General features: G+C 69.4%; 20 protein-coding genes, 2 tRNA genes and 1 pseudogene. 6 read left to right on the forward strand and 17 right to left on the reverse strand.

Going from position 1 to position 24,823, the window contains the following annotated elements; translation table 11 throughout:
* Window positions 1-49: 49 nt before the first annotated feature.
* From HEP85_RS14235 to HEP85_RS14245, 3 genes are all read right to left on the reverse strand, one after another.
* Window positions 50-403 (reverse strand): DUF4233 domain-containing protein, encoded by a 354-nt coding sequence (locus HEP85_RS14235; RefSeq protein WP_168528106.1) that lies wholly within the window; start codon window positions 401-403, stop codon window positions 50-52.
* Between the two features lie 4 nt (window positions 404-407).
* A complete protein-coding gene (locus HEP85_RS14240) occupies window positions 408-1,949 on the reverse strand; it encodes a folylpolyglutamate synthase/dihydrofolate synthase family protein (protein ID WP_168528107.1) in 1,542 nt (513 codons plus the stop codon).
* 240 nt (window positions 1,950-2,189) lie between these two features.
* Window positions 2,190-4,820: a valine--tRNA ligase gene (locus HEP85_RS14245; protein WP_168528108.1), complete on the reverse strand. Its 2,631-nt coding sequence runs from the start codon at window positions 4,818-4,820 to the stop codon at window positions 2,190-2,192.
* Between the two features lie 135 nt (window positions 4,821-4,955).
* On the opposite strand from HEP85_RS14245, the gene HEP85_RS14250 reads away from it, so the two are divergent.
* Window positions 4,956-5,933, forward strand: a complete 978-nt coding sequence (locus HEP85_RS14250) for a hypothetical protein (protein ID WP_168528109.1) — start codon at window positions 4,956-4,958, stop codon at window positions 5,931-5,933.
* An 80-nt stretch (window positions 5,934-6,013) separates the two neighbouring features.
* Here the strand turns inward: HEP85_RS14250 and clpX are convergent, their stop codons facing one another.
* From clpX to HEP85_RS14275, 5 genes are all read right to left on the reverse strand, one after another.
* Entirely contained in the window at window positions 6,014-7,300 is a 1,287-nt protein-coding gene (gene clpX, locus HEP85_RS14255; protein ID WP_054212896.1) for an ATP-dependent Clp protease ATP-binding subunit ClpX, read from the reverse strand.
* A 160-nt stretch (window positions 7,301-7,460) separates the two neighbouring features.
* On the reverse strand, window positions 7,461-8,141 hold the full coding sequence (locus tag HEP85_RS14260; RefSeq protein WP_168528110.1) for an ATP-dependent Clp protease proteolytic subunit: 681 nt from the start codon (window positions 8,139-8,141) through the stop codon (window positions 7,461-7,463).
* Between the two features lie 127 nt (window positions 8,142-8,268).
* The gene (locus tag HEP85_RS14265) at window positions 8,269-8,874 is read right to left on the reverse strand and encodes an ATP-dependent Clp protease proteolytic subunit (protein WP_060897745.1); all 606 of its coding nucleotides are present in this window, start codon (window positions 8,872-8,874) and stop codon (window positions 8,269-8,271) included.
* Window positions 8,875-9,370: 496 nt separating this feature from the next.
* The gene (gene tig, locus HEP85_RS14270; protein WP_168528111.1) at window positions 9,371-10,768 is read right to left on the reverse strand and encodes a trigger factor; all 1,398 of its coding nucleotides are present in this window, start codon (window positions 10,766-10,768) and stop codon (window positions 9,371-9,373) included.
* Between the two features lie 226 nt (window positions 10,769-10,994).
* A tRNA-Pro gene (locus tag HEP85_RS14275) sits at window positions 10,995-11,071 on the reverse strand.
* Between the two features lie 152 nt (window positions 11,072-11,223).
* On the opposite strand from HEP85_RS14275, the gene HEP85_RS14280 reads away from it, so the two are divergent.
* Window positions 11,224-11,294, forward strand: a tRNA-Gly gene (locus tag HEP85_RS14280).
* A gap of 145 nt (window positions 11,295-11,439) precedes the next feature.
* On the opposite strand, the gene HEP85_RS14285 is transcribed toward HEP85_RS14280, so the two are convergent.
* Together HEP85_RS14285 and HEP85_RS14290 are read right to left on the reverse strand one after the other, a co-directional pair.
* The gene (locus HEP85_RS14285) at window positions 11,440-11,784 is read right to left on the reverse strand and encodes a hypothetical protein (protein WP_168528112.1); all 345 of its coding nucleotides are present in this window, start codon (window positions 11,782-11,784) and stop codon (window positions 11,440-11,442) included.
* Between the two features lie 294 nt (window positions 11,785-12,078).
* Window positions 12,079-12,273 carry a hypothetical protein gene (locus tag HEP85_RS14290; RefSeq protein ID WP_054231893.1) on the reverse strand — a complete coding sequence of 65 codons (195 nt, stop codon included), beginning with the start codon at window positions 12,271-12,273 and terminating at the stop codon, window positions 12,079-12,081.
* Window positions 12,274-12,907: 634 nt separating this feature from the next.
* Here HEP85_RS14290 and HEP85_RS14295 point away from each other — a divergent pair.
* Window positions 12,908-14,107: an acyltransferase family protein gene (locus tag HEP85_RS14295; RefSeq protein WP_168528113.1), complete on the forward strand. Its 1,200-nt coding sequence runs from the start codon at window positions 12,908-12,910 to the stop codon at window positions 14,105-14,107.
* Between the two features lie 28 nt (window positions 14,108-14,135).
* On the opposite strand, the gene HEP85_RS14300 is transcribed toward HEP85_RS14295, so the two are convergent.
* Both HEP85_RS14300 and HEP85_RS14305 read right to left on the reverse strand, forming a co-directional pair.
* Window positions 14,136-14,591 (reverse strand): HD domain-containing protein, encoded by a 456-nt coding sequence (locus HEP85_RS14300; protein ID WP_248001926.1) that lies wholly within the window; start codon window positions 14,589-14,591, stop codon window positions 14,136-14,138.
* A gap of 123 nt (window positions 14,592-14,714) precedes the next feature.
* Window positions 14,715-15,890, reverse strand: coding sequence for a PP2C family protein-serine/threonine phosphatase (locus HEP85_RS14305; protein WP_168528114.1), 1,176 nt, complete (start codon window positions 15,888-15,890; stop codon window positions 14,715-14,717).
* 185 nt (window positions 15,891-16,075) lie between these two features.
* Between HEP85_RS14305 and HEP85_RS14310 the strand changes: the two genes are divergently transcribed.
* Window positions 16,076-17,305, forward strand: a complete 1,230-nt coding sequence (locus HEP85_RS14310) for a GNAT family N-acetyltransferase (protein ID WP_168528115.1) — start codon at window positions 16,076-16,078, stop codon at window positions 17,303-17,305.
* A 31-nt stretch (window positions 17,306-17,336) separates the two neighbouring features.
* Here HEP85_RS14310 and HEP85_RS14315 read toward each other — a convergent pair.
* Window positions 17,337-18,147: pseudogene (locus HEP85_RS14315) on the reverse strand (Fpg/Nei family DNA glycosylase).
* A gap of 188 nt (window positions 18,148-18,335) precedes the next feature.
* Entirely contained in the window at window positions 18,336-18,821 is a 486-nt protein-coding gene (locus HEP85_RS14320) for a ribose-5-phosphate isomerase (RefSeq protein WP_168528117.1), read from the reverse strand.
* A gap of 272 nt (window positions 18,822-19,093) precedes the next feature.
* Here HEP85_RS14320 and HEP85_RS14325 point away from each other — a divergent pair, with 272 nt between their 5' ends.
* On the forward strand, window positions 19,094-20,575 hold the full coding sequence (locus HEP85_RS14325; RefSeq protein WP_168528118.1) for an amino acid permease: 1,482 nt from the start codon (window positions 19,094-19,096) through the stop codon (window positions 20,573-20,575).
* A gap of 100 nt (window positions 20,576-20,675) precedes the next feature.
* Here HEP85_RS14325 and HEP85_RS14330 read toward each other — a convergent pair whose 3' ends face one another.
* On the reverse strand, window positions 20,676-21,194 hold the full coding sequence (locus HEP85_RS14330) for a hypothetical protein (protein ID WP_369657712.1): 519 nt from the start codon (window positions 21,192-21,194) through the stop codon (window positions 20,676-20,678).
* 157 nt (window positions 21,195-21,351) lie between these two features.
* Complete coding sequence (locus HEP85_RS14335) at window positions 21,352-22,941, reverse strand: protein kinase (protein WP_369657713.1); 1,590 nt, start codon at window positions 22,939-22,941, stop codon at window positions 21,352-21,354.
* Between the two features lie 233 nt (window positions 22,942-23,174).
* Between HEP85_RS14335 and HEP85_RS14340 the strand changes: the two genes are divergently transcribed.
* Entirely contained in the window at window positions 23,175-23,897 is a 723-nt protein-coding gene (locus HEP85_RS14340) for a hypothetical protein (RefSeq protein WP_168528120.1), read from the forward strand.
* 172 nt (window positions 23,898-24,069) lie between these two features.
* Here HEP85_RS14340 and HEP85_RS14345 read toward each other — a convergent pair whose 3' ends face one another.
* Complete coding sequence (locus tag HEP85_RS14345; RefSeq protein ID WP_369657714.1) at window positions 24,070-24,663, reverse strand: biotin transporter BioY; 594 nt, start codon at window positions 24,661-24,663, stop codon at window positions 24,070-24,072.
* Between the last annotated feature and the right edge of the window lie 160 nt (window positions 24,664-24,823).

Genomic DNA, 24,823 nt, shown 5'->3' on the forward strand with positions numbered 1-24,823 from the left:
AGGTGATACGGAGCCTTGGGACCCGCGCGGAAGTCGTGGGGCGCGTCCGCTACGCGGCGTGCCCCTCCGCCTCCGCCTGCGCGGCGAACCGCGCCTTCGCCTCGTCGATCTTCCGGCCGTAGTGCACCGAAGCCCACCACAGCGCCGCGAAGATCGCGCCCAGGAAGAACATCGAGGTCACGAAGAACCCGCTGGCGATCAGCACGATCTGGAGGGCCCAGCCGAGCTGCACCCCGCCGGGCCGGGTGATCATGCCACAGAGCAGGACACTCAGCACCATGACGATCCCGCTGACCGTCCAGACGGTGGACGTGGACAGCCCCGGGTCCTTCATCGCGACCAGCCCGGCGAAGCCGACGACGAAGAACTCGCCGATCAGGGTCGAAGCACAGAGCGTACGCACGGGGTCAGCGCCTTCCCAGAAGCAGTCGGGCCTCGCCGACGGTGATGACGGAACCGGTGACGAGGACGCCGCCGCCGGTGTACTCGCCCTCCTCCTCGGCCAGCGTGATCGCGGCCTCGATCGCGTCGTCGAGGCGCGGTTCGACCTGCACCCGGTCCTCGCCGAAGATCTCGACGGCGATCCCGGCCAGCTCGTCCACGTCCATCGCGCGATGGCTGGAGTTCCGCGTGACCACGACCTCGGAGAAGATCGGCTCGAAGGCTTCCAGCAGCCCCCGTACGTTCTTGTCGGCACTCGCGCCGACCACACCGATCAGCCGGCTGAAGTCGAAGACCTCGCTGACGGCCTCGGCGGTGGCGCGGGCGCCCGCCGGATTGTGCGCGGCGTCCAGGACGACGGTGGGCGAGCGGCGCACGATCTCCAGGCGGCCCGGCGAGGTCACCGAGGCGAAGGCCTTGCGGACGGTGTCGATGTCGAGGCTCTGCGCGTGCGCGGCACCGACGCCGAAGAACGCCTCGACGGCGGCGAGCGCCACGGCGGCGTTGTGCGCCTGGTACGCGCCGTGCAGCGGCAGGAAGACCTCCTCGTACTCCCCGCCGAGCCCGCGCAGCGTGACCAGCTGACCGCCCACGGCGACCTGCCGGGCCACGACCCCGAACTCCAGGCCCTCGCGGGCCACGGTGGCGTCGACCTCGACGGCCTTCTTCAGCAGCACCTGGGCCGCGTCCACCGGCTGCTGCGCCAGGATCACGGTCGCGTCCTGCTTGACGATGCCGGCCTTCTCCGTGGCGATCTCGCCGGGAGTCGTGCCGAGGCGGTCGGTGTGGTCGAGGTCGATGGGGGTGACGACGGCCACGGCGCCGTCGATCACGTTGGTGGCGTCCCAGCTGCCGCCCATCCCGACCTCGACGACGGCCACGTCCACGGGGGCGTCCGCGAAGGCCGCGTACGCCATGGCCGTGAGCACCTCGAAGAAGGAGAGCCGGTACTCCTGCTGGGAGTCGACCATCTCGACGTACGGCTTGATGTCCTCGTACGTCTCGATGAACCGCTCGGCGGAGATCGGGGTCCCGTCGAGGCTGATCCGCTCGGTGACCGACTGGACGTGAGGGCTGGTGTACCGGCCGGTGCGCAGGTCGAAGGCGCCCAGCAGGGCCTCGATCATGCGTGCGGTGGACGTCTTGCCGTTCGTCCCGGTGATGTGGATCGAGGGGTACGCGCGCTGCGGCTCGCCCAGCACGTCCATCAGCGCGGCGATGCGGCTGACGGAGGGCTCCAGCTTGGTCTCGCCCCAGCGGGTGGCGAGGTCGGCCTCCACCTCGCGCAGCGCCCTGTCGGTCTCCGGGTCGGCGGGGCGGCCCGGCACGTCGTCCCGCTCGGCGGCGCTGCCCTGGGCGCGCAGGGTGCGGCTGCCGGCCTCGATCACCGCGAGATCGGGGTCACGGTCGGTCTCGGCCGCGACGATCTCGTCGAAGAGGCCGATCGGATCCCGGGGTTCCGATTCGTCTGACTCGCTGCTGTCGTCGTACGGAGGGAGCTCACTCACGGTTCCAGTCTACGGAGCCGCGCCCCTCCGGGGGTTCCCGCCCCACCGGTCCCCCGCATCGGCCTGAACGGCCTCGTCCTCGAACGCCGGACGGGCTGAAAACCCACGCCCCCGCCCCGCCGCCGAGGGGGCGCGGGGATCCAAGGGGCGCGGGGAACTGCGCGAGCAACCCCACCCGCCCGCACCCGCAAGTACGACGAAGCCCCCCGGAACCTCACGGATCCCGGAGGGCCCGGCGGCTCACGCCTCCGGCAGTCGCTCCAGCTGTGCCCCGATGCGCGCGATGTCCTCGTCCGCCTTGGCGAGCCGCGTACGGATCTTCTCCACGACCTGGTCCGGAGCCTTCGCGAGAAACGCCTCGTTGCCGAGCTTGGCGTTCGCCTGTGCCTTCTCCTTCTCGGCGACGGCGAGATCCTTGGCGAGCCGCTTGCGCTCGGCCGCCACGTCGATCGTGCCGGAGAGGTCGAGCGCCACCGTGGCACCGGCGACCGGCAGCGTCGCCGTGGCCGCGAAGGCCTCCCCCTCCGGCTGGAGGCGCAGCAACTGCCGGATGGCCGCCTCGTGCGGGGCCAGTGCCGTCCCGTCGAGCGTCAGCCGGGCGGGAACGCGCTGACCGGGCTGCAGCCCCTGGTCGGCGCGGAAGCGACGGACCTCCGTGATGACCTGCTGGAGCGTCTCGATCTCCCGCTCGGCGGCGGCGTCACGGAACCCGCTGTCCTTCGGCCAGTCGGCGACGACGACCGACTCGCCACCGGTGAGCGTCGTCCAGAGCGTCTCCGTCACGAACGGGACGACCGGGTGGAGGAGGCGGAGCGTCACGTCGAGGACCTCGCCGAGCACCCGGCCGGAGATCTTCGCCGGCTCGCCGCCCGCCATGAACGTCGTCTTGGACAGCTCGACGTACCAGTCGAAGACCTCGTCCCACGCGAAGTGGTACAGCGCGTCGGACAGCTTCGCGAACTGGAAGTCCTCGTAGAACGCGTCGACTTCGGCCACGGTCTTGTTCAGCCGCGACAGGATCCACCGGTCGGTCGCCGACAGCTTCTCCGGCTCCGGCAGCGGGCCCTCGACCGTCGCGCCGTTCATCAGCGCGAAGCGGGTGGCGTTCCAGATCTTGTTGGCGAAGTTCCGGGACGCCTGGACCCAGTCCTCGCCGATCGGCACGTCCGTACCGGGGTTGGCGCCGCGCGCGAGCGTGAAGCGGACGGCGTCCGAGCCGTACTTGTCCATCCAGTCGAGCGGGTCCACCACGTTGCCGAAGGACTTCGACATCTTCTTGCCGCGCTCGTCACGGACCAGGCCGGTGAGGGCGATGGTCTTGAAGGGCGCCTCGCCGTCCATCGCGTACAGGCCGAACATCATCATCCGGGCGACCCAGAAGAAGATGATGTCGTAGCCGGTGACCAGGACGTCGGTCGAGTAGAACTTCCGCAGGTCCGGGGTCTGTTCGGGCCAGCCCAGCGTGGAGAACGGCCACAGGCCGGACGAGAACCAGGTGTCCAGGACGTCCGTGTCCTGCTTCCAGCCCTCGGCCTCCGTGCCCGGCGGCTCCTCGTCGGGGCCGACGCAGACAACCTCGCCGCCGGGGCCGTACCAGACGGGAATCCGGTGGCCCCACCACAACTGCCGTGAGATGCACCAGTCGTGCATGTTGTCGACCCAGTCGAAGTAGCGCTTCGACATGTCGGCGGGGTGGATGGCGACCCGGCCGTCGCGGACGGCGTCACCGGCCGCCTGGGCGAGCGGGGCGACCTTGACCCACCACTGCATGGACAGGCGCGGCTCGACGGTGGTCCTGCACCGCGAGCAGTGGCCCACGGAGTGGGTGTAGGGGCGCTTCTCGGCGACGATCCGGCCCTGCGAACGCAGCGCGGCGACGATCGCGCTGCGCGCCTCGAAGCGGTCGAGGCCCTGGAAGGGGCCGTGGGTGATGATGACGGCCCGCTCGTCCATGACCGTGATCGACTCGAGGCCGTGGCGCTGGCCGATCGCGAAGTCGTTCGGGTCGTGGGCGGGGGTGACCTTCACGGCCCCCGTGCCGAACTCGGGGTCCACGTGGGTGTCCGCGACGACCGGGATCGTACGGTCCGTCAGCGGAAGCTTGATGCGCTTGCCGACCAGGTGCTTGTACCGCTCGTCGTCGGGGTGGACGGCGACCGCCGTGTCACCCAGCATCGTCTCGGCACGGGTGGTGGCGACCACGAGGGTCTCGTCACCCTCCCCGTACTTGATCGAGACCAGCTCGCCGTCGTCGTCCTGGTACTCGACCTCGATGTCGGAGATCGCCGTCAGACAGCGGGGGCACCAGTTGATGATGCGCTCGGCGCGGTAGATCAGCTCGTCGTCGAACAGCCTCTTGAAGATGGTCTGGACGGCCTTGGACAGCCCCTCGTCCATGGTGAACCGCTCGCGGTCCCAGTCGACGCCGTCACCGAGGCGCCGCATCTGACCGAGGATCTTGCCGCCGTACTCCTCCTTCCACTGCCAGACGCGCTCGACGAACTCCTCGCGCCCCAGGTCCTGCCGCGACTTGCCTTCCTCGGCGAGCTGCTGCTCCACCTTGTTCTGGGTGGCGATACCGGCGTGGTCCATGCCGGGGAGCCACAGCGCCTCGTAGCCCTGCATGCGCTTGCGGCGGGTCAGCGCGTCCATCAGCGTGTGCTGGAAGGCGTGGCCCAGGTGCAGCGAGCCGGTGACGTTCGGCGGCGGGATGACGATGGTGTACGGGGGCTTGTCGCTCTTCGCGTCGGCCGCGAAGTAACCCCGTTCCACCCAGCGCTCGTACAGCTTCCCCTCTACCTCGGCCGGCGCGTACTGGGTCGGCAGTTCGGGTTCGGGCGCTGATGGCTGCTGCTGAGCGTTCTCGGTCACGGGGTCAGTTTAGAGGCGTCTCCGCCCTGTCCCGAAACGCGTTTCTTTCGTAACGGTCCGCCCCCCACCGCAGTGGTGTCCCGGGCGCTGCGCCAGGATGTCAGGAACACATAAGCATCTGGAGGGGAACCCAGAATGAGCTACAACCAGCCGGGCCCGTACGGCGGGCAGCCCCAGCAGCCCGGACCGTACGGCGGTCAGCCGGGGCAGCCTGGACCGTACGGCCAGCCGCCGCAGGCGCCCCAGCCCGGCTACGGCTACCCGCCGCAGGCCCCGGGGACTCCCCCGCAGCCCGGCTACGGCTACCCCCAGCAGGCACCCCAGGCACCCCAGGGTGTCCCGCCCCAGACGCCTCCGTACGGTCAGCAGCCCGCCTACGGCCAGCAGCCCCCCTACGGTGAGCAGCCTCCTTATGGCCAGCAGCCCTACGGGGCTCCGCAGCCGCCCGCGCCCGGCGGCGGCAAGAAGAAGACGGCGCTCATCATCGGCGCGGTGGCGGTCGTGGCCGTGATCGCCGTGGGCGCGGCCCTCCTCGTCGGTGGCGGCGGGGGCGGCAGTTCGGTGGCGGACGACGGGGCGCACAAGCTGACGGCGCCGGCGACGGTGATCGACGGCACGTACAAGAAGAGCGGCGACGCCAAGTCCGGCACCATGTCGAAGTCGGACATCAAGGACGCCGAGAGCTGGGGGGTCAAGAACCCCAAGGACGTCAGCGCGAGCTACCAGAGCGGCAGCCCCGTCAACGGCAAGCTGGTGACGTTCAGCGGCGTCTACGGCAGCATCGACGACCCGGAGAAGGTCATCGACGCCATGTTCGCCAACACCAAGAAGGAGTCCGAGAAGGGCTCCGCCTCCGACGGCAAACTCGTCGGCAGCCCTCAGAAGATGACGCCGGCCGGTTTCAAGAACGGCGTCATGAAGTGCCAGTTCGTGGAGACCGAGGCCGGCGGCAAGAAGACCCGGATGCCGATCTGCATCTGGGGCGACCGCAGCACGGTCGCCTACGTGGTCTCGTACGACACGGCGACCATCCTCGCGGGCAAGAGCGGCTCGATGGACGTCGCGGCCCAGACCGCCGCCAAGCTGCGTGACGACGTACGCGAGAAGATCTGACCGTTCGCGTCGACCACGAAGGGGCCCCGGTCGGTCGACCGGGGCCCCTTCGTCATGTGCCTGGTGTGTCCATCTGCGGGTTACGCCGTCTTCTGCTCCCCCGGCCCCCGCCCGCGGGCGTCCCGCGGGATGAGCGTCGGGTTGACGTTCGACAGGACCACGTCGGCGGTGATGACGACGCGGGCCACGTCCTTGCGGGACGGGACCTCGTACATCACCGCCTGGAGGACCTCCTCCATGATGGCGCGCAGGCCGCGCGCGCCGGTCTGGCGGAGGATGGCCTGGTCGGCGATGGCCTCGAGCGCCTCGCGCTCGAAGTCCAGCTCCACACCGTCGAGTTCGAAGAGACGCTGGTACTGCTTGACGAGCGCGTTGCGCGGTTCGACGAGGATCTGGAGGAGCGCCGCGCGGTCGAGGTTGTGGACCGACGTGATGACCGGGAGACGGCCGATGAACTCGGGGATCATGCCGAACTTGACCAGGTCCTCGGGCATGACGTCCTCGAACTGGTCCTTCTCCTCCAGCTCGCGCTTCGAGCGGATCGTCGCGCCGAAGCCGATGCCCTTCGCGCCCGCACGGGACTCGATGAGCTTCTCCAGGCCCGCGAAGGCACCGCCCACGATGAACAGGACGTTCGTCGTGTCGATCTGGATGAACTCCTGGTGCGGGTGCTTGCGGCCGCCCTGGGGCGGGACCGAGGCCGTCGTGCCCTCCAGGATCTTCAGCAGCGCCTGCTGGACGCCCTCACCGCTCACGTCGCGCGTGATCGACGGGTTCTCGCTCTTGCGGGCCACCTTGTCGATCTCGTCGATGTAGATGATGCCCGTCTCGGCCTTCTTGACGTCGTAGTCCGCCGCCTGGATGAGCTTCAGCAGGATGTTCTCGACGTCCTCGCCCACGTAGCCCGCCTCCGTCAGCGCCGTCGCGTCGGCGATGGCGAACGGGACGTTGAGCATCCGGGCGAGTGTCTGGGCCAGCAGGGTCTTGCCGGAGCCCGTGGGACCCAGCAGCAGGATGTTGGACTTCGCCAACTCGATGGCGTCCTCCCGGCTCTGACCGCCGCCGTTCTCACCCGCCTGGACCCGCTTGTAGTGGTTGTACACCGCGACCGAGAGGGCCTTCTTCGCGGACTCCTGGCCGACGACGTACCCCTCCAGGAACTCGTAGATCTCGCGAGGTTTGGGGAGTTCCTCCCAGCGGACCTCGCTCGTTTCCGCGAGTTCTTCCTCGATGATCTCGTTGCAGAGATCGATGCACTCGTCGCAGATGTACACACCGGGGCCTGCGATGAGCTTCTTGACCTGCTTCTGGCTCTTGCCACAGAACGAGCACTTGAGCAGATCGCCGCCGTCACCGATGCGTGCCACGGTGTGCTTCCCCTTCGCCTGGGAGACGCCTAGATCCAGCGGCTCCTGGTGCTGCCTTATGAACGACGGTACCTTGCCGAGCCCCCCGTTCGGGCCCCCCTTGGCGTGGTTCACTTTGTCGTGAACCGCGCCAAGGAGCGGCAGACGATACAGCGGTACGTCAGAGCACCGCGGAATTGTTCATCTTGCGGGTGGAGATGATCTGGTCGATCAGCCCGTACGCCAGCGCGTCCTCAGCGGTGAGGATCTTGTCGCGCTCGATGTCCTCGCGGATCTTCTCGATCGGCGTGGTCGAGTGCTTGGCCAGCATGTCCTCGAGCTGCGCGCGCATCCGGAGGATCTCGTTCGCCGCGATTTCGAGGTCCGAGACCTGGCCGCGGCCGGTCTCGCTGTAGGGCTGGTGGATCAGCACACGGGCGTTCGGGAGCGCCATGCGCTTGCCCGGCGTACCGGCGGCCAGCAGGATCGCGGCGGCCGAGGCGGCCTGGCCCATGCAGACCGTCTGGATGTCGGGCTTCACGAACTGCATCGTGTCGTAGATCGCGGTGAGCGCCGTGAAGGAGCCACCGGGGCTGTTGATGTAGACCGAGATGTCACGGTCGGGGTCCATCGACTCCAGGCACAGCAGCTGCGCCATGACGTCGTTGGCGGAGGCGTCGTCGATCTGCACGCCGAGGAAGATGACACGCTCCTCGAACAGCTTCGCGTACGGGTCGTACTCACGCACGCCCTGCGAGGTGCGCTCGACGAAGCGCGGGATGACGTAGCGGGACTCCGCGCGAGGACCGGTGTACTCGGCCTGCGTGCGGGCGTGGAGGCCGCTGCCGGGGAAGTCGTTCACTGTGTCTCCTGAAGAGCCTGAAAAGGGCTGAGGCGGTCGCCTGGGGGCGCTGGGGGCCCCGCACCACCCCCGAGGGCGGGGATGGCGGCGGGTGGGCTCCACGGCCGCCCTGGGGGCGCTGAGGGGCTTACGCCGCCCCGGTGCCGCCGCCGCCCGGCATACCGGCAGCGGTGGGCATGATGTCGTCGATGAGGCCGTACTCCTTGGCCTCGATCGGGTCGAACCAGCGGTCGCGGTCCGAGTCTCGGGTGATCTGCTCCACGGTCTGGCCGGTGTGGAAGGAGGTCAGCTCCGCCATGCGCTTCTTCGTGTGCAGCAGCCGCTCGGCGTGGATCTTGATGTCCGAAGCCGAGCCGGCGAGGCCGGCCGAGGGCTGGTGGATCAGGATCTCGGCGTTCGGCAGCGCGAAGCGCTTGCCGGGGGTGCCCGCGCTGAGCAGGAACTGGCCCATCGAGGCCGCCATGCCCATGGCGATCGTCACCACGTCGTTCTTGATGTACTGCATGGTGTCGTAGATCGCCATGCCCGCGGTGATCGAACCGCCGGGGCTGTTGATGTAGAGGTAGATGTCCTTGTCCGGGTCGGAGGCAAGGAGCAGCAGCTGCGCCGTGATCTTGTTGGCGATGTCATCGTCGACCGCCTGGCCGAGGAAGATGATCCGCTCGCCGAGCAGTCGGTTGTAGACCTGGTCGCCGAGGCCACCACCGATGGGGTCGCCGGCAGCTGTGGGCATCAGATTCGTCACGTATCCACCTGCTCGTCTTACGACGGCGCCGGGCCGTCTCACGTCTTCTGCTGGGGGCGTGGGACCCCGGTGCAATCACCGCTCCGGGCGGCTTCGGGGACTCCCCTGCCCTCGTATTCATGGACCCTAACGCGCTGGTCCCTCCGGGGAATCCCGCAGAAGGAACTGTTCGCTGTGAGCGCATGCGCCGCACCGCTCGGACCGGGGTGCCGCGGGCCCCTGGAGGGGCGCGGAGAGCCGTGCCGCCAACCCCCGTGGGGCCCTGGGAGCGCCCGCCACCGAGTGTGTGCCGAGGGGTACGTCCAGTGGCGGGGCGCCCGCCCGGTTCCGCGCGCCCCCGAGAGTCCCCGTGCCCCCGAAAGGCGGGGGCACGGGCCCGGAGGACGGGCGCCGGAAGACGGACGGGCCCCCGGGGACTCGGAAGTCCCCGGGGGCCCGTCGCGGCGTACCGGTGAGGCGGTGAGGCCTCGTACTGGTGAGGCGATCAGGCCTCGGGCTTGTCCTCGGCGTCGGCGTCGGCGTCGGCGGCCTCGACGACCTCGGCGGACTCCGTGGAGCCCTCCGTCTCGTCCTCGTCGTCCAGGTCGACGACCTCGCCGTTCGTGTCCTTGACCGTGGCGGCCTCGACGACGACCGCGAGCGCCTTGCCGCGGGCGACCTCGCCGACCAGCATCGGGACCTGGCCGCCCTCGACGACGGCCTGGGCGAACTGGTCGGGGGACATGCCGGAGGAGGCGGCACGCCGCATGAGGTGCTCGGTGAGCTCCTCCTGGTTGACGTTCAGCTTCTCCTTGTTGACGAGCTCGTCGAGGACGAACTGCGTCTTGATGCCCTTGACCGCGGCGTCCTTGGTCTCGGCGTCGAACTCTTCCTCGGTCTTGCCCTGGATCTCCAGGTACTTCGCGAGGTCGAGGCCCATCTGGCCGAGCTGGTGGTGCTCGAGGTTGTGCTTGCGGGTGTTGATCTCGTCCTCGAGCAGCTTCTCGGGGACGGGTACCTCGACCAGCTCGAGCAGCTTCTCCAGGACGCGCTCCTGGGCCTGCGTGGCCTGGTCGTACTCCTTCATGTTCTCGAGGCGCTTGCGGCTGTCCGCGCGGAGCTCCTCGAGGGTGTCGAACTCGGAGGCGAGCTGCGCGAAGTCGTCGTCCAGCTCGGGGAGTTCGCGGGCGGCGACCTGGGAGACCTTGACGGTGACCTCGGCCTCCTTGCCGGCCGCGGAGCCGCCCTTGAGCTCGGAGGTGAAGGTGGTCTCGCCACCGGCCTCCAGGCCCTTGACGGCCTCGTCGATGCCTTCCAGCAGCTCGCCGGAGCCGATGGTGTAGGAGACGTCGGAGGCGACGCCGTCCTCCAGCACCTCTCCGTCGACCTTGGCCTCCAGGTCGAGCGTGACGACGTCGCCCTCCTCGGCGGCGCGCTCGACCGGCGAGGTGGACGCGAAGCGCTCACGGAGCTCCTCGACGGCCTTCTCGATGTCCTCGTCGCTCACCTCGATGGCGTCGACCTCGACCTCGATGCCGGAGTAGTCCGGGATCTCGATGGCCGGACGGACGTCGACCTCGGCGGTGAAGTTCAGCGTCTCGCCGTCCTTCAGCTCGGTGATGTCCACCTCGGGCTGGCCGAGGACGTTCAGCTCAGCCTCGTTGACCGCTTCGGTGTAGAACTTCGGGAGCGCGTCGTTGACGGCCTCTTCGAGCACGGCGCCGCGACCGAACCGCTGGTCGATGACGCGGGCCGGGATCTTGCCCTTCCGGAAGCCCTTCACCGTGACCTGCTGGTTGATCTTCTTGTACGCCGCGTCGAGGCTGTCCTTGAGCTCCTCGAAGGGCACCTCGACAGTGAGCCGAACCCGGGTCGGGTTCAGGTTCTCCACGGCGCTCTTCACGGTTCGGTCTCCTTGTGGCTGACTTCTTGGGGGTACTGCTGCGGGGTTCCACCGCGGGCGTCCGCCCGGTCGGTCGGGCGGTGCCTCAGTGGATTCACGGGCCCTTGAGAGACGTAACAGTGCAGACATACGGGCGCGCAACCTGCATAGTAACCGCAGGCGGTACACGCCCCAAAAGGCGATCTTGCGATCCCGGCCATCGGCCTTCGATCGCCGATGTCACTGGTGGTCGGGGTGGCGGGATTTGAACCCACGGCCTTCCGCTCCCAAAGCGGACGCGCTACCAAGCTGCGCCACACCCCGTCGGTGCGACACGTAGGGTACATGCCCGCAGGCAGTGCGGCTGCCGCATTTCGCGGGCGTCCGCGGGGCGCCGGAACAGGGTGTGCGTCGAGGGGGGACAACCCGCTACGATGCCTTCAGCGCCGCGGTCACTGACCTGCGGTGCGATGTGTGCGGGCGTAGCTCAATGGTAGAGCCCTAGTCTTCCAAACTAGCTACGCGGGTTCGATTCCCGTCGCCCGCTCTGTACGACTCAGGGCCAGGCCGGAGGTTCATTCCTCCGCCTGGCCCTGATCGTTTCCGGAGTCCGTGTTCCGCCCGCCGCGCCCCTCCCGTGCCCGTCGCCTATCGACCGGGCCGGCGCTTCGGTTCGAGGGACCACGGGAGGCTCAGCACGATCCCTGCCCCTGGCGGAATCCGGATTTGAAGCCGTCCTTGAACCCTCGCTGGTAGTCCTTGTCCTTGTTCTTGTTCTTGTCCGTGTGCAGAACGGTGGCGGACCGTTCGTCGTCCCCGCAGCTCCGCTGACCCTGGCGGACCCCGGACTTGAAGCCGTCCTTGAAGCCCCGCGCGTAGTCCTGGTTCGACTTGGAGACGTTGGCGGATGCACTGACCTGAGTGCCGCTCGGTGTGGCCGCGGACGCCTGCTGGATGCCGGCCGGGACCAGAGCGACCGTTGCGGCGATGAAGGCCGAGCTCAGGATGGCGGCACCTCTTCTGGGCGCAGTAGACATGACAGCCCCTTCGCATTTTTCTCACATAGGGTCAATTTCTACTGTAGTCACCCATTCGGGCGTCGCAACTGGTGCTGCCGCTCAGGCATTTCCCGCCCGGCCCCGGTCGCTTTCGGGTGCTTTCGGGCGCGGGAGTACCGGGGTAGCGGTGGCCGGGCGGCCGGCGAGCAGGGGTGGCCGAGGGCGCGGCCGTCGGTGTCCGCGGCCGTCGTGTGCGGGCCGGGCCGCGGCCGGACCCGGATCAGGCACCGCCCGACCGTCGGGGACCGCCGGCCGGAATCGGAAAGTGATCGATCAGAAGCTGATCGAGTTGATGGTCTGCGCTATCGAGTCGAGGAACCGCTGGATGGACGGAGCCATGCCGGTCGACGCGAGGAAGAAGCCGAAGAGCACCGCGACGATCGCGGGCCCCGCCTTGATCGATCCTCCCCGGATCAACACCACGAGGATGATCGCCAACAGCAGTACCACTGACAGCGAGATGGCCACAACTGATCACACCCTACGGTCGGTTCACTCTCCCGGCCCGGGGATGCAACCCCTCACACCCCCGCCAGAACCATCGTGCCACCAACGCGGCTTCCGTATGCCGCAGGTGACACATCATCGGTCGCGGACCCGTGGAGCCCGCCCCCCGGAAGCCTTCCGGGTCGAGTGAACAGCACTGACCCGCAGCGCAATTCGAGGCAACGCCGGTCATGGAATTCAGCAGGACCGTTGCTGTGTCCACACATCTCGTTCGCAGGCAATTCCAATTGTTGCCACAGACACCGCGAGGATGCCGCACACCGGTCACCAACAGGCCACTAAAGACTAATGAACCGGACATATCACCAGAGTCGCCCGCGAGCCTTATGCACCGTTTAGTCATGAAGAATGCGGACAGATCATCCATACAACAACCGTATACGGTAAGCGAATCGGTATGCGGATCCGCTTGCGAACCAGCAGGCACACATCTTCAAATACGGGGTACTCGGAGCCCATATGCAGGAATGACCTCGAGGGTTTTACGAAGACACACATACGACGCTAGGGTGCCTCAGATGTTCCACGCCGCCTCGCCCCCCGCAAGCGCAGCAACGTTCCGGACCGTCCCCCTCCGCGCCTGGTGGGAGGGTCCGTGACGAACTCGCTACGACCGAACGGCCAGCAGCGAGCACCGCTCCCCCCGGCACAGCAGCCGGTCCGGGGAGTGCCGGGCCCGCGCTCACCACGGAATCAGTCCGCGCAGCACACCACGACGGGAACGGCCGAGGCCGCCACCCCGGCCGCGAAGCCCGCGGCGCCGCGCGACGCCTTCTTCGACAACGCCAAGTACCTGGCGATCGTGCTCGTGGCCATGGGGCACGCCTGGGAGCCCCTGAAGGGCCAGAGCCGCGTCCTGGAGGCGGCGTACACGGTCGTCTACGCCTTCCACATGCCGGCCTTCATCATCATCTCCGGCTACTTCTCGCGCAGTTTCGACATGCGCCCCGACCGTCTGAAGCGGCTGGTGACCGGCGTCGCCGTCCCCTATGTCGTCTTCGAGGTGTCGTACGTCCTCTTCAAGCGCTGGGCCGACGACGACCCGTCGCTGCCGATCAGCCTGCTCGACCCGTGGTACCTCACCTGGTTCCTGTGCGCGCTGTTCATCTGGCGACTGACCACCCCCCTGTGGAAGATGGTGCGTTGGCCGCTCCCGGTCGCGCTCGCCGTCGCCATGCTCGCGTCCGTCTCACCGGACATCGGTGACGACCTCGACCTCCAGCGCGTCCTCCAGTTCCTCCCGTTCTTCGTGCTGGGCCTGATCATGAAGCCCGAGCACTTCCAGCTGGCGCGCCGCCGTGAGGTGCGGATCCTGTCGGTGCCGGTGTTCGCCGCCGCGCTGGCGGTGGGCTGGTGGGCGGTGCCACGGATGAACACCGCCTGGTTCTACCACCGCGACAGCGCGCAGGAACTCGGCGTCCCGTGGTGGGTGGGCCCGGTGATGGTGTTCGCCCTGTTCGGCTGCTCGCTGCTGCTCACCGCGTGCTTCTTCTCCTGGGTGCCGCGCCGCCGGACCTGGTTCACGGCGCTCGGCGCGGGCACGCTGTACGGCTATCTGCTGCACGGCTTCCTGGTCAAGGCCGGCACCTACTGGGGCTGGTTCGACCACGCGTGGCTGCACAGGCCGCTCGGTGAGATCTTCGTGACCCTCGTCGCGGCCGCGGCCGTCACCCTCCTGTGCACGGCACCGGTCCGCCGGGTCTTCCGCTTCGCGATGGAGCCCAGCATGCACTGGGCCTTCAGGCGGGACGCCACGGAACTGGCCCGCAGGCGGGCCAGGGCGGCCAAGGCCTGAGGGCTGTCCCGGCCCCCGCGGGCCGGACTCAGTTCGGGGGCAGGCCCAGCAGGGCCCGCATGGCGGCGTACTTCTTCGTGAGTCGTGCGCGCGTGTGCTCGTCGAGGACCGCGAGCCGGGCGGGGTCACCGTTGTGCGCCAGGTCCGAGGCCTTGACCAGGAGGGCTCCCGGAGTCGTACGGATGCGCTTCGCGTACGACTCCGGGGGCTCTCCTTCACGTTTGGTGAGCGCCAGCACGATGTCCCGCGTGCGAGCGGGCAGCGCGGCGTCGCGCAGCCAGTCCTCGGAGAGCACGTCGTCCTCGACGGCGTCGTGCAGCCAGGCGGCCGCCATCTGTTCGTCGTCGCCGCCACGCTCGCGCACCCCGTCCGCGACGGCCTGCAGGTGCTCGGCGTACGGCCGCCCCGCCTTGTCGGTCTGGGCGGAGTGCGCCGCACGGGCGAGGGCCTCTATTTCGGCCAGGGTCAGGAGAGTCTGCGTCACCCCTCCAGTGTCTCCCGCCGCAGGGCCGCGCGGGCCGGGACCGCGCCCGCCGTCGCACCGAGCACGGTGATCGGCGCACCGAGCGCTCGCACGGCGTCACCGAACGCACGCCGGGGAGAGGGGTCAGCGGGCCGCCGGGGCGGGGGCTTCCCGGCAGATCAGCAGGAGCGCCCTGTCGTCGTTCACGTCCTTGGCCACCGCCTCGATGAGGTGCCAGGCGGCGCCGTGGAAGCCGCCGGCGACATAGCGGTCGGCCTCGCCGGTGAGACGGTCGATGCCCTCGACGATGTCCCGGTCGGAGGTTTCCACCAGGCCGTCCGTGAAGAGCATGAGGACGTCACCGGGCCGCAGCGAACCCTTGACCGAGTCGAACTGGGCACCGTCGTACACCCCGAGCAGCGGCCCCTCGGCCGCCTTCTCCTCCCAGCGGCCGCTGCCCGCGCTGAGCTGCAGCCCCGGTGGATGTCCGGCGGAGAAGAGTTCGTAGTCGCCGGAGTCCAGGTCGAGGACCAGGTGGATGGAGGTGGCGAAGCCCTCGTCCCAGTCCTGGCGCAGGAGGTAGCCGTTGGCCGCGGGAAGGAAGGCGTGCGGCGGGAGCGAGCCCAGCAGGCCGCCGAAGGCGCCGGACAGGAGCAGCGCCCGCGAACCCGCGTCCATCCCCTTGCCCGACACGTCCGTGAGGACGGCTTCCAGGGTCCGGCCCCCGTTCGTACGGGCCGCGACCACGAAGTCGCCCGAGAAGGACTGGCCGCCGGCCGGGCGCAGGGCCATCTCCCGGTGCCAGCCCAGCGGCAGCTTCGGCAGCTTGCTCTGGACCCGGATGCGCTCGCGCAGGTCGAAGAGCATGGTGCCGCCGCGGCGCCAGGGCACGCCCACGCGGCTGCGGAACTGCGCGATCAGCAGACCGAAGAAGCCGCAGGCCGCGACGACGAGGACCACACCGGGGGTCACCCGGGACGGACCCTCCGTGTACGGGCCGAGTTTCACGGACTCCACTATCAGCCCGGTGGCGGCGGCCGCGTAGAGACCCAGCAGGCTCGCGGGGCGCAGCAGGAGGCCGCCCGCCACGATCGGGAGGACCAGCGCGGCCGGCGAGCACCAGACCGAGTTGACCAGCGTGGTCGCCGCGATCAGCGGGATCGTGAGCAGCAGGCCGGCCAGGGCGATCCAGTCGGAACCGTCCCCGCGGAAGTAGTCCACGGCGGATCTGCGCAGGCCGGTGCGAGCCCGGTGCCACTGCTTCTTCAACCGGGCCGTGAACGTCTCGGCTTCCGCGCGCCGCCCTCGTCCTGCTGCCATTAGTTCGGGACCCTATCCATCGGACCAGGTGCTTGGCACGGGAGGTCCCACTTGTCCCCCGTCCGAGCGCTCAACATCACAGTGAACTGCACGGCGAGCCTCATGGAGAAGGTCACGGCACGCATCCCCCGCGGCCGGTGGAAAATTCTCTCGCTCGTACCGCACTGCCCTGGTAGGCATGGCGCATGACGACTGACTTGCGGGTGCTGCGGCAGCCCGAATGGGATGCGTGGTACGACAATCTGGTTCGCGCGTTCGGGGGCGTACCGGAGTCGTCCGAGGAGCGCGAGCTGTGGAACGAGCTCACAGAGTACGACCGTTCCCTGGGAATCTGGGAGGGCGACCAGTGCGTGGGCACCGCGGGGGCGTTCTCCTTCCGGGTCACGGTCCCCGGCGGCGCCTCCGTACCGGCCGCGGGCATCACCATGGTGAGCGTCGCGGCCACGCACCGCCGACGCGGGCTGCTGACGTCGATGATGCGGCGGCAGCTGGACGACATCCACTCCTGGGGCGAGCCGCTCGCCGTCCTGACCGCGTCGGAGCCGGCGATCTACGGCCGGTTCGGCTACGGCATCGCGACGCATCAGCACAACGCCGAGATCGACACCACCCGGGTACGGCTGTCCGTACCGCCCGGCACCGATGACGTACGTCTGCGGTTCGCCGCGCCGGCCGACGTCCTCGACGCCTGCGAGTCGGTGTACGCACGGACGGTTCCGGGGCGGCCGGGCATGCTGGCGCGGCGGCCCGGCTGGGAGCGGGTGATGGTGCTCGACCCGGAGGGTAAGCGGAACGGGGCGTCGCCGTTGCAGTGCGTGGTCGCCGAGCGGGACGGCGAGGTGGTCGGCTACACCCGGTACCGGATCAAACCGGACCACGACCACACCGGGGCCAAGGCCACCGTCGTCCTCGACGAGCTCCAGGCGCTGGACCCGGCGGCGGACGCCGCGTTGTGGCGGCTGCTCTTCGACCTCGACCTGACGACGACGCTGCGCACCCGGGCACGTCCGGTGGACGAGGCGTGGCAGCACATGGTGTCCGACATCCGGCGCTGCTCCGTGCGGTTGAAGGACTCGCTGCACGTACGGCTCGTCGATGTGGACGCCGCGCTGGAGGCGCGGACGTACCAGGCGCCGGTGGACCTGGTGTTCGAGGTCGAGGACGCGTTCTGCCCCTGGAACGAGGGGCGTTGGCGGCTCACCGGTGACGCGAAGGGGGCGACTTGTGTGCCGACCCGCGAGCCCGCCGATCTCGCGCTGTCCGTAAGGGAGTTGGGGGCGGCGTATCTCGGCGGGGTGTCCCTGGTGTCGCTCGCGGCGGCCGGGCGGGTGCGGGAGCTGCGGCAGGGGGCGCTGGCGGAGGCCTCGGTGGCCTTCTCGTCGGCGGTCGCGCCGTGGCTGCCGCACGGGTTCTAGACCGGTTCGGGGCCGGGGCGCGGGCCCCGGGTCACCGGTGCTGGCAGTGCGGGCACCAGAAGAGGTTGCGGGCGGCGAGACCGGCGGTGCGGATCTCGCCGCCACAGATGTGGCAGGGCAGGTTCGCCCTGCGGTACACGTAGACCTCGCCGCCGTGGTCGTCCACCCGGGGTGGGCGGCCCATGGCCTCGGGGGCGTGTTCCGGACGCACCGTGTCGATGCGGTTGTTGCGCACGCCCTCGCGCATCAGGTCCACGAGGTCGGTCCAGATCGCGTCCCACTCGGCGCGGGTGATGTCCCTGCCCGCGCGATACGGGTCGATGCCGTGCCGGAAGAGGACCTCGGCGCGGTAGACGTTGCCCACGCCCGCGATGATTTTCTGGTCCATGAGGAGGGCGGCGACCGTCGTGCGGCTGCGGGAGACGCGGCGGTAGGCGGCCGACGGGTCGGCGTCGGGGCGCAGGGGGTCCGGGCCGAGGCGGGCGTGTATCGCCCGCTTTTCGTCGTCCGTGATCAGGGCGCAGGTCGTCGGGCCCCGGAGGTCGACGTACGTCGTGGGGTTCGCGAGGCGGAGACGGACCGTTTCCGTGGGGGGGCGGGGCGGGGGCGCCGCCGAAGTTCACCTTGCCGAAGAGGCCCAGGTGGATGTGGATCCACTCGGCGGCGCGGAAGCCGAGAAAGAGGTGTTTGCCGTGGGCGTCGGCGGATTCCAGGGGGGTGCCGTCGAGGAGGGCGGCGGCGTCCGCGAACTTGCCCTGGGGGCTGGTGACGCGGGTGGGGGTGCCGGTGAAGGCGGCCGCGTAGTCCTCGGCCAGCCGGTGGATGGTGTGCCCCTCGGGCACGGGGTCCTCCTGGGTTGTGTGCGGCTGTGACGAACCGGGCGGGGGGCTTTTCTCGCCCCCCGCCGCCCCTACCCGACCCGTCCCGTACCTGGGGGCTCCGCCCCCAGACCCCCGCATCGCCCGAAGGGCTCGTCCTCAAACGCCGGACGGGCTGAAAAGCGACAGGCTCGCGTCCTGGGCCTGACGGGCTACGCCTGCGGGTGGTGGGGCGGGATCGGCGGGAGGTCGCCCGTGGCCTCGTACGCCGAGAGCATCTCGATGCGGCGGACATGGCGGTCCACGCCGGAGAACGGGGTGTTGAGGAAGGTCTCGACGAACTTGGTCGCCTCCTCCTCGGAGTGCATACGGGCGCCCACGGAGATGACGTTGGCGTTGTTGTGCTCGCGGCCCAGCGCCGCCGTCTCCTCGCTCCAGGCGAGCACGGCGCGGACGCCGGCCACCTTGTTCGCCGCCATCTGCTCACCGTTGCCGGAACCGCCGATCACGATGCCGAGGGCACCGGGGTCGGCCACCGTGCGCTCCGCGGCGCGGAGGCAGAACGGCGGGTAGTCGTCCTCGGCGTCGTAGACGAGGGGCCCGCAGTCGACGGGTTCGTGGCCGGCCTCCTTGAGCCACTCCACGAGGTGGTTCTTGAGTTCGAAACCAGCATGATCGGAGCCGAGATACACGCGCATGGTCCGAGTGTGACACGGCTGTTTCGGATCGGCCTCGCCGGGTGCCGCCAGGGAAAATTGTGAGCATGGCTACAAAACCTCAAGGAAACCTCAAGTAACGATCTGGATTCAAAGGTTCACGAATTCCTTTGCCTCCGATTCACTGGACCGGCTCGTACACCGCTCGTACGAGTCCCGTACACCGCTCGTACGGGAAGTACGGGAAGTCCGAGCAGTTCACCCCCAAGTGAAGTACGGGAAATCCGCTCACCGGCGCAAAGGAATCCCCCCTCATGACCTCGCAGCCGACCCCCACGAAGGCCGCCGACGGCCCCGGAGGCCCCGGAGAACCCGGTTCGGGCCTCCAGGCAGGACTCAAGAACCGTCATCTGACCATGATCGCCATCGGCGGTGTCATCGGCGCGGGCCTCTTCGTGGGCTCCAGCTCCGGTATCGCCACCGCCGGGCCGGGCATCCTGCTCTCCTACGCCCTCGTCGGCACGCTCGTGGTGCTGGTGATGCGGATGCTGGGCGAGATGTCCGCCGCCAATCCGACCTCCGGTTCGTTCTCCGCTCACGCCGACCGCGCGCTCGGACGCTGGGCCGGTTTCTCGATCGGCTGGCTGTACTGGTTCTTCTGGGTGGTCGTCCTGGCCGTCGAGGCGACAGCGGGCGCCACGATCCTCGAGGGCTGGGTCCCCGCCGTACCGCAGTGGGGCTGGGCGCTCATCGTGATGATCGTGCTCACCGCGACCAACCTGGTCTCGGTCGGCTCGTACGGTGAGTTCGAGTTCTGGTTCGCCGGGATCAAGGTCGTGGCGATCGGCGCGTTCATCATCGTCGGCGGCCTCGCGATCTTCGGTGTGCTGCCCGGTGTGGACGCCCCGAAGGCAGGACTGGGGAACCTCAGCGACCACGGCGGCTTCCTGCCGCACGGACCCGGCGCGATCCTCACCGGTGTGCTCCTGGTCGTCTTCTCCTTCATGGGCAGCGAGATCGCGACCCTCGCCGCCGGTGAGTCCGAGAACCCGCAGCGGGCCGTCACCAAGTCCACCAACAGCATCATCTGGCGGATCGGCGTCTTCTACCTCGGCTCGATCCTGGTCGTCGTCGCCCTGCTGCCCTGGAACGACCCCTCCATCAAGGACAAGGGCTCGTACGTCGCGGCTCTCGACTCCCTCGGCATCGCGCACGCCGGTGAGATCATGAACTTCATCGTGCTGACGTCCGTGCTGTCCTGTCTCAACTCCGGCCTCTATACGGCCTCCCGGATGGCCTTCTCGCTCGGTGAGCGCGGGGACGCGCCCAAGGCCTTCTCGAAGACCACCTCACGCGGTGTGCCGCTGGCGGCGATCGTCGTCTCGGTCGTCTTCGGCTTCGTCGCCGTCTTCTTCAACTACAAGTTCCCGGACTCGGTCTTCCTCTTCCTGGTCAACTCCTCCGGCGCGGTCGCCCTCTTCGTCTGGCTGGTCATCTGCTTCTCGCAGCTGCGGATGCGGAAGATCATCGAGCGCGAGTCCCCGGAGAAGCTGGTCGTCAAGATGTGGCTGTACCCGTACCTGACCTGGGCCACGGCCGCGCTGATCGTCTTCGTCCTCGGCTACATGCTGACCGACACCGAGCACGACGGACGCGAGACCGTGCTGCTGTCACTGCTCGTCGCCGCCGTGGTGGTGGCCATCGCGGTGGTCAAGCAGCGGCTGCGCGGCGGCGGCGCCGCCGTGGAGTCCGCGGCCACTCCGGTGCCGGTCGAGGCCTCGTCCGAGGCCCGCTGAGCACCACGGATCCGACGAGGGCGGGGCCCGGCGGCACTGCCGCCGGGCCCCGCCCCTTTTTCGCACGGCCGCCCGCGGCCGCCCACAGCCGCGCAGCCGCTCACAGCGGTGTGAAGCTCTGCCTCACCTCGTCGTAGACACGCAGCGCGGCGGCCTCGATGTCCGGGTGGTACCAGGTGCTGATCTCGTACGACGTGCCACCGGAACGGAAGCCCAGCAGCCGGACGTGCCAGAGCCGGCCCCTGGCCATGACGGTGTACTCCCAGGCGACCGCGCTCTCCCCGCGGAACGTCGTCGGCTCCAGCCTGATCCGCCGGTAGTCCAGCCCCTTGCTGGTGTCCCCCTCCGCCTGCTGCCACTGCGCCAGCAGGTCGCCCTTGGCCGGGGTCGCGTTGGCCACGATCTCCTGCGCGCTGTCGGGCGAGGTGTAGTGCACCTCGGAGCCGCTCTGCGCCACCCGCTGCCAGCCCTGCGGCGGGACCCATGCGTACAGCCCGGCCTCCTCACGGGCCCCGGCCGGCAGGCTCGGCGGACGCGAGGTGCCGTCCACAGTCGGAACGGGCGAGGACGGTTCACCGGACGGCGTCCGCGCGCTCGTCGCGGACGGTGACGTGCTCACGGACGCCGTTGTACCCCCCGTGTCGTGGGAGGACCCCCCGTTCGCGGCGATCACGATCCCTGCCACCGCTCCCGCGACCACCACCCCGCCGGCGGCGACGAGCGCCATCCGGCGCCTGCGGTCGCCCGGAACCGACGGCATCACGGGGCCGGGGAGTTCACCCGGCGGCATGAGTACGGGGACGGGGCCGTGAGTGGTGGTGTGCGAGGCGAGGGAAGAGGGCGAGGAAGGCGCAGAGGGGGTGGCGGGGGTGGCAGGGGCTGAGGGGATTTCCGAGCGGACCTGTGAGTGCAGCTCGGTGGGGGCCTCGGTGGAGGCGTTGGAAGTGGGAGTGGAGGGACCGTGAGAGTGGGGACGGGGGGCTCGGGCGGTTCGGGTTCCTCGGCCATGGCACGGGAGCCGTTGTCGCGGGGGGCTGTGTCACGTGGGCCCGGGTCTCGGGGGCGGCTGTGGCCTGCTCCTCGGCCGGGGGTGCACCGGGGTCGGGTGGGTACTTCCGTGTCGGGGTGTAGAGCGCAGGGATGGCGTCCTGTACGGGATCGGGGGCGGAATCGGAATCGGGCTCGGACCCGCGCTCGGGATCGGGATCGGGATCGGGATCGGGGGCAGGATCGGGTTCGGGTTCCGATCCGGCGTTCGCGTCAGGGCCGGGGGCCGAGTCAGGAACGGGGGCCGAGTCAGGCACGGGGGCCGAGTCAGGCACGGGTGCGCATTCCCCGTCCGGCTCCTGCTCCTGCTCCTGATCCGGCTCCGGCTGCTGCTCCTGGCCCCGCTCCCCCGCCTCCTCCGGCTCCGCCTCTGTTTCCGGTTCCGGTTCCGGTTCCGGTTCCGGTTCCGGCTGCGGCTGCGGTTCCGACTGCGGTCGTGGCGGACGGCGCCGTGCCTCCCGTATCAGCTGAGGGTCCAGGAACACCGGTGTGGGGGACTCCTGGTGGACCGGGAGAACGGAGGGTGCGGCTTCCGGTGCCCGCGGACCTTCCTGCGCCGGCTCCGGTGCCGGGAACGCGATCGGCCACAACGCCGACCCGAGCTCATCGAGGCCGGGCCGGGTCGACGGGTCCTTCTCCAGGAGCGCCGCCAGGACGTCCCTCAAGCCGCCTTCGACTGGGGGGAGTTCGGGCTCCTCGTAGAGGACGGCGTGCAGGGTCGCCAGGGTGGTCGAGCGGGAGAACGGGGAACGGCCGCCGAGGGCCGCGCAGAGCGTCGCCCCGAGGGACCACACGTCGGACGGCGGGCCCTGCGGCCGGCCGGAGATGCGCTCGGGCGCCATGTAGTCGGGGGAACCGACCAGCATCCCGACCATGGTGAGCGCCTCGGCGTCCTGCAGCGCGGCGATGCCGAAGTCGGTGAGGACGACACGCTGGCCGCGCCTCTCGACCAGGACGTTGCCCGGCTTGATGTCCCGGTGCAGCACTCCCCCGGCGTGCACCTGGCGCAGCGCCGAGACGAGTCCGAGGCCGATACGGGCCGCGGTGGACGGGTCGAGCGGGCCGTCCTCGACCACCACCTGTTCGAGTGAGCGGCCCTCGACCAGTTCCATCACGATCCACAGCCGCTCGTCCTCGTCGACGACGTCGTAGATGCGTACGACGTTGGGATGGTCGATCCGAGCCGTGGCCCTGGCTTCGCGCAGTGTGCGTTCGCGGCGGGTGCGGGTGTCCTCCGGGTCGAGTCCGTCGATGCGCATTTCCTTGACGGCGACCTGTCGGCCGAGCACGTCGTCGACGGCCCGCCACACCCGCCCCATTCCCCCCCTGCCCAATACTCTCGGCCAGTCGATATCGGCCCGTCACCAATAACCCCGGAACGCCGCCACTCGCATTCCCCGTCAATCTCCCGCACCCCCTCGGCACCCGCCATAAACGTCTGCCACACAGGAAACACAATGGTCACACTTCATGCCGTACCAGCATAGTGCGGAGAAATCTTGTGGTACCTCTTCAAGTACTGCGAATTCAGGCGCAGCCAAGGGGGACGAACATGAGTTCTCGTCACACGACGACCATCGCGGGATCGCTGATCGCGGCATCTTTCTCGGCCGTGATGATCCTTTCCTTCACCGCCGTCGCGGACGATCAGGGACCGGGGAGCAGCAAGGGAGGAAAGGCCGTCGATCCGGCGCCGGCGGGCGTGAAGCCGACCACCACACTGCCCGGCAGGATCTCGGTGGACAACAGCTCGCACAAGACGTCGATTACCGCCACGGTAAAGAACGAGGGGACCAAGGAAAGCGGCGGCATCCGGCTTCTGGTGGTCGGTTTCGACGGTTTGCGGGTCAAAGGCGTTCAGGGGTGTTCCGCCATGGCGGAGAAAGATCTTCCGAAAGGTTCGAACAGCGGTTTCGTGTGCGACGTCGGCAATCTCGCGGCCGGAAAGTCGAAGTCGTACGCCGTCGACGCGACCTTCGATCTGAGCAGGACCGGAAAGATCTGCCTGCCGGTCCAGGACAGTGCCGGGAAGAAGACGTTCTGGCAGCAGGGTCCGGTGCCGTTCGGTGCGTCGAACCCGTCGCCCAACGCCCCGACCACCCCACTGCTGCTCGACACCACCAACAAGCCGGTGTCGCCCGGCGGCGACGAGTTGCCCAGGACCGGCGCCGGAAGCGATCTCCTGCCGCTCGGCGCGGCGGGCGCGGCGCTCGTCTCGTTGGGCGCGGCGGGGCTGTGGTGGACCCAGCGGCGCCCTCGGCGTCAGCCGTCCTGACCTGAGGGGACATCCGCACGGACGCGGACCCGCAGAGCTGCGGAAACGCGGAAACGCGGAAGAGGCTCGCCGGACCGGAGGTCGCGTCGCGACCCGGCGAACCTCTTCCGCGGGAATCACGGGACCGGGGCCCATGACGTCACGTCGGGCCCGTGACGTCGGGCCCGCGAGGTCACTTCTTGTCGAGGAACTTCCACGCCGTGGGCAGCAGGCCCATCGCCAGTGCCGCCTTCAGGGCGTCGCCGATCAGGAACGGTGTGAGGCCCGCCGCGAGGGTCGCGCCGAGGGACATGCCGGTGGCGGCGCCCAGGTACGGGAGGCCGACCGCGTAGATGATGGCCTCGCCGAGCAGCATCGCGCCGGCCGTGCGCAGTACGGAGCGGTCGGCGCCGCGGCGGGCGAGGGCGCCCACGGCGGCGGAGGCGAAGACCATGCCGAGGACGTAGCCGAGCGAGGGGGCCGCGAAGCCGGAGGCGCCGCCGGCGAACCAGGGCATGCCGGCCATGCCGACGAGCGCGTACACCAGGAGGGAGAGGAAGCCGCGGCCGGCGCCGAGGGCCGTGCCCACGAGGAGGGCGGCGAAGGTCTGGCCCGTCACCGGCACCGGGGAGCCCGGCACGGGGAGGGAGATCTGGGCGGCGAGCCCGGTGAGCGCGGCGCCGCCGAGCACCAGGGCGGCGTCCCGGACGCGGGAGGCCGGGAGCAGGTCGGCGAGGACCTCGCCGGGGCGGATGCCTGTGCGGGACGTGACGGCGGCGGTGCTCATGGGGACTCCGGCGGGTGACGGGGGCTGCGGGACACGGTGACGCTATCCCAGGGGCCCTGAGCTGATCACCATCAGCGATCGACAAAGCGGGGATCGGCGGCTTGGTGCACCTCTCACAAAAGTGCGGCATACACCTGCCGGAGCGTGACACTGGTCACTG

Source organism: Streptomyces sp. RPA4-2 (assembly GCF_012273515.2).
GTDB lineage: Bacteria > Actinomycetota > Actinomycetes > Streptomycetales > Streptomycetaceae > Streptomyces > Streptomyces kaempferi.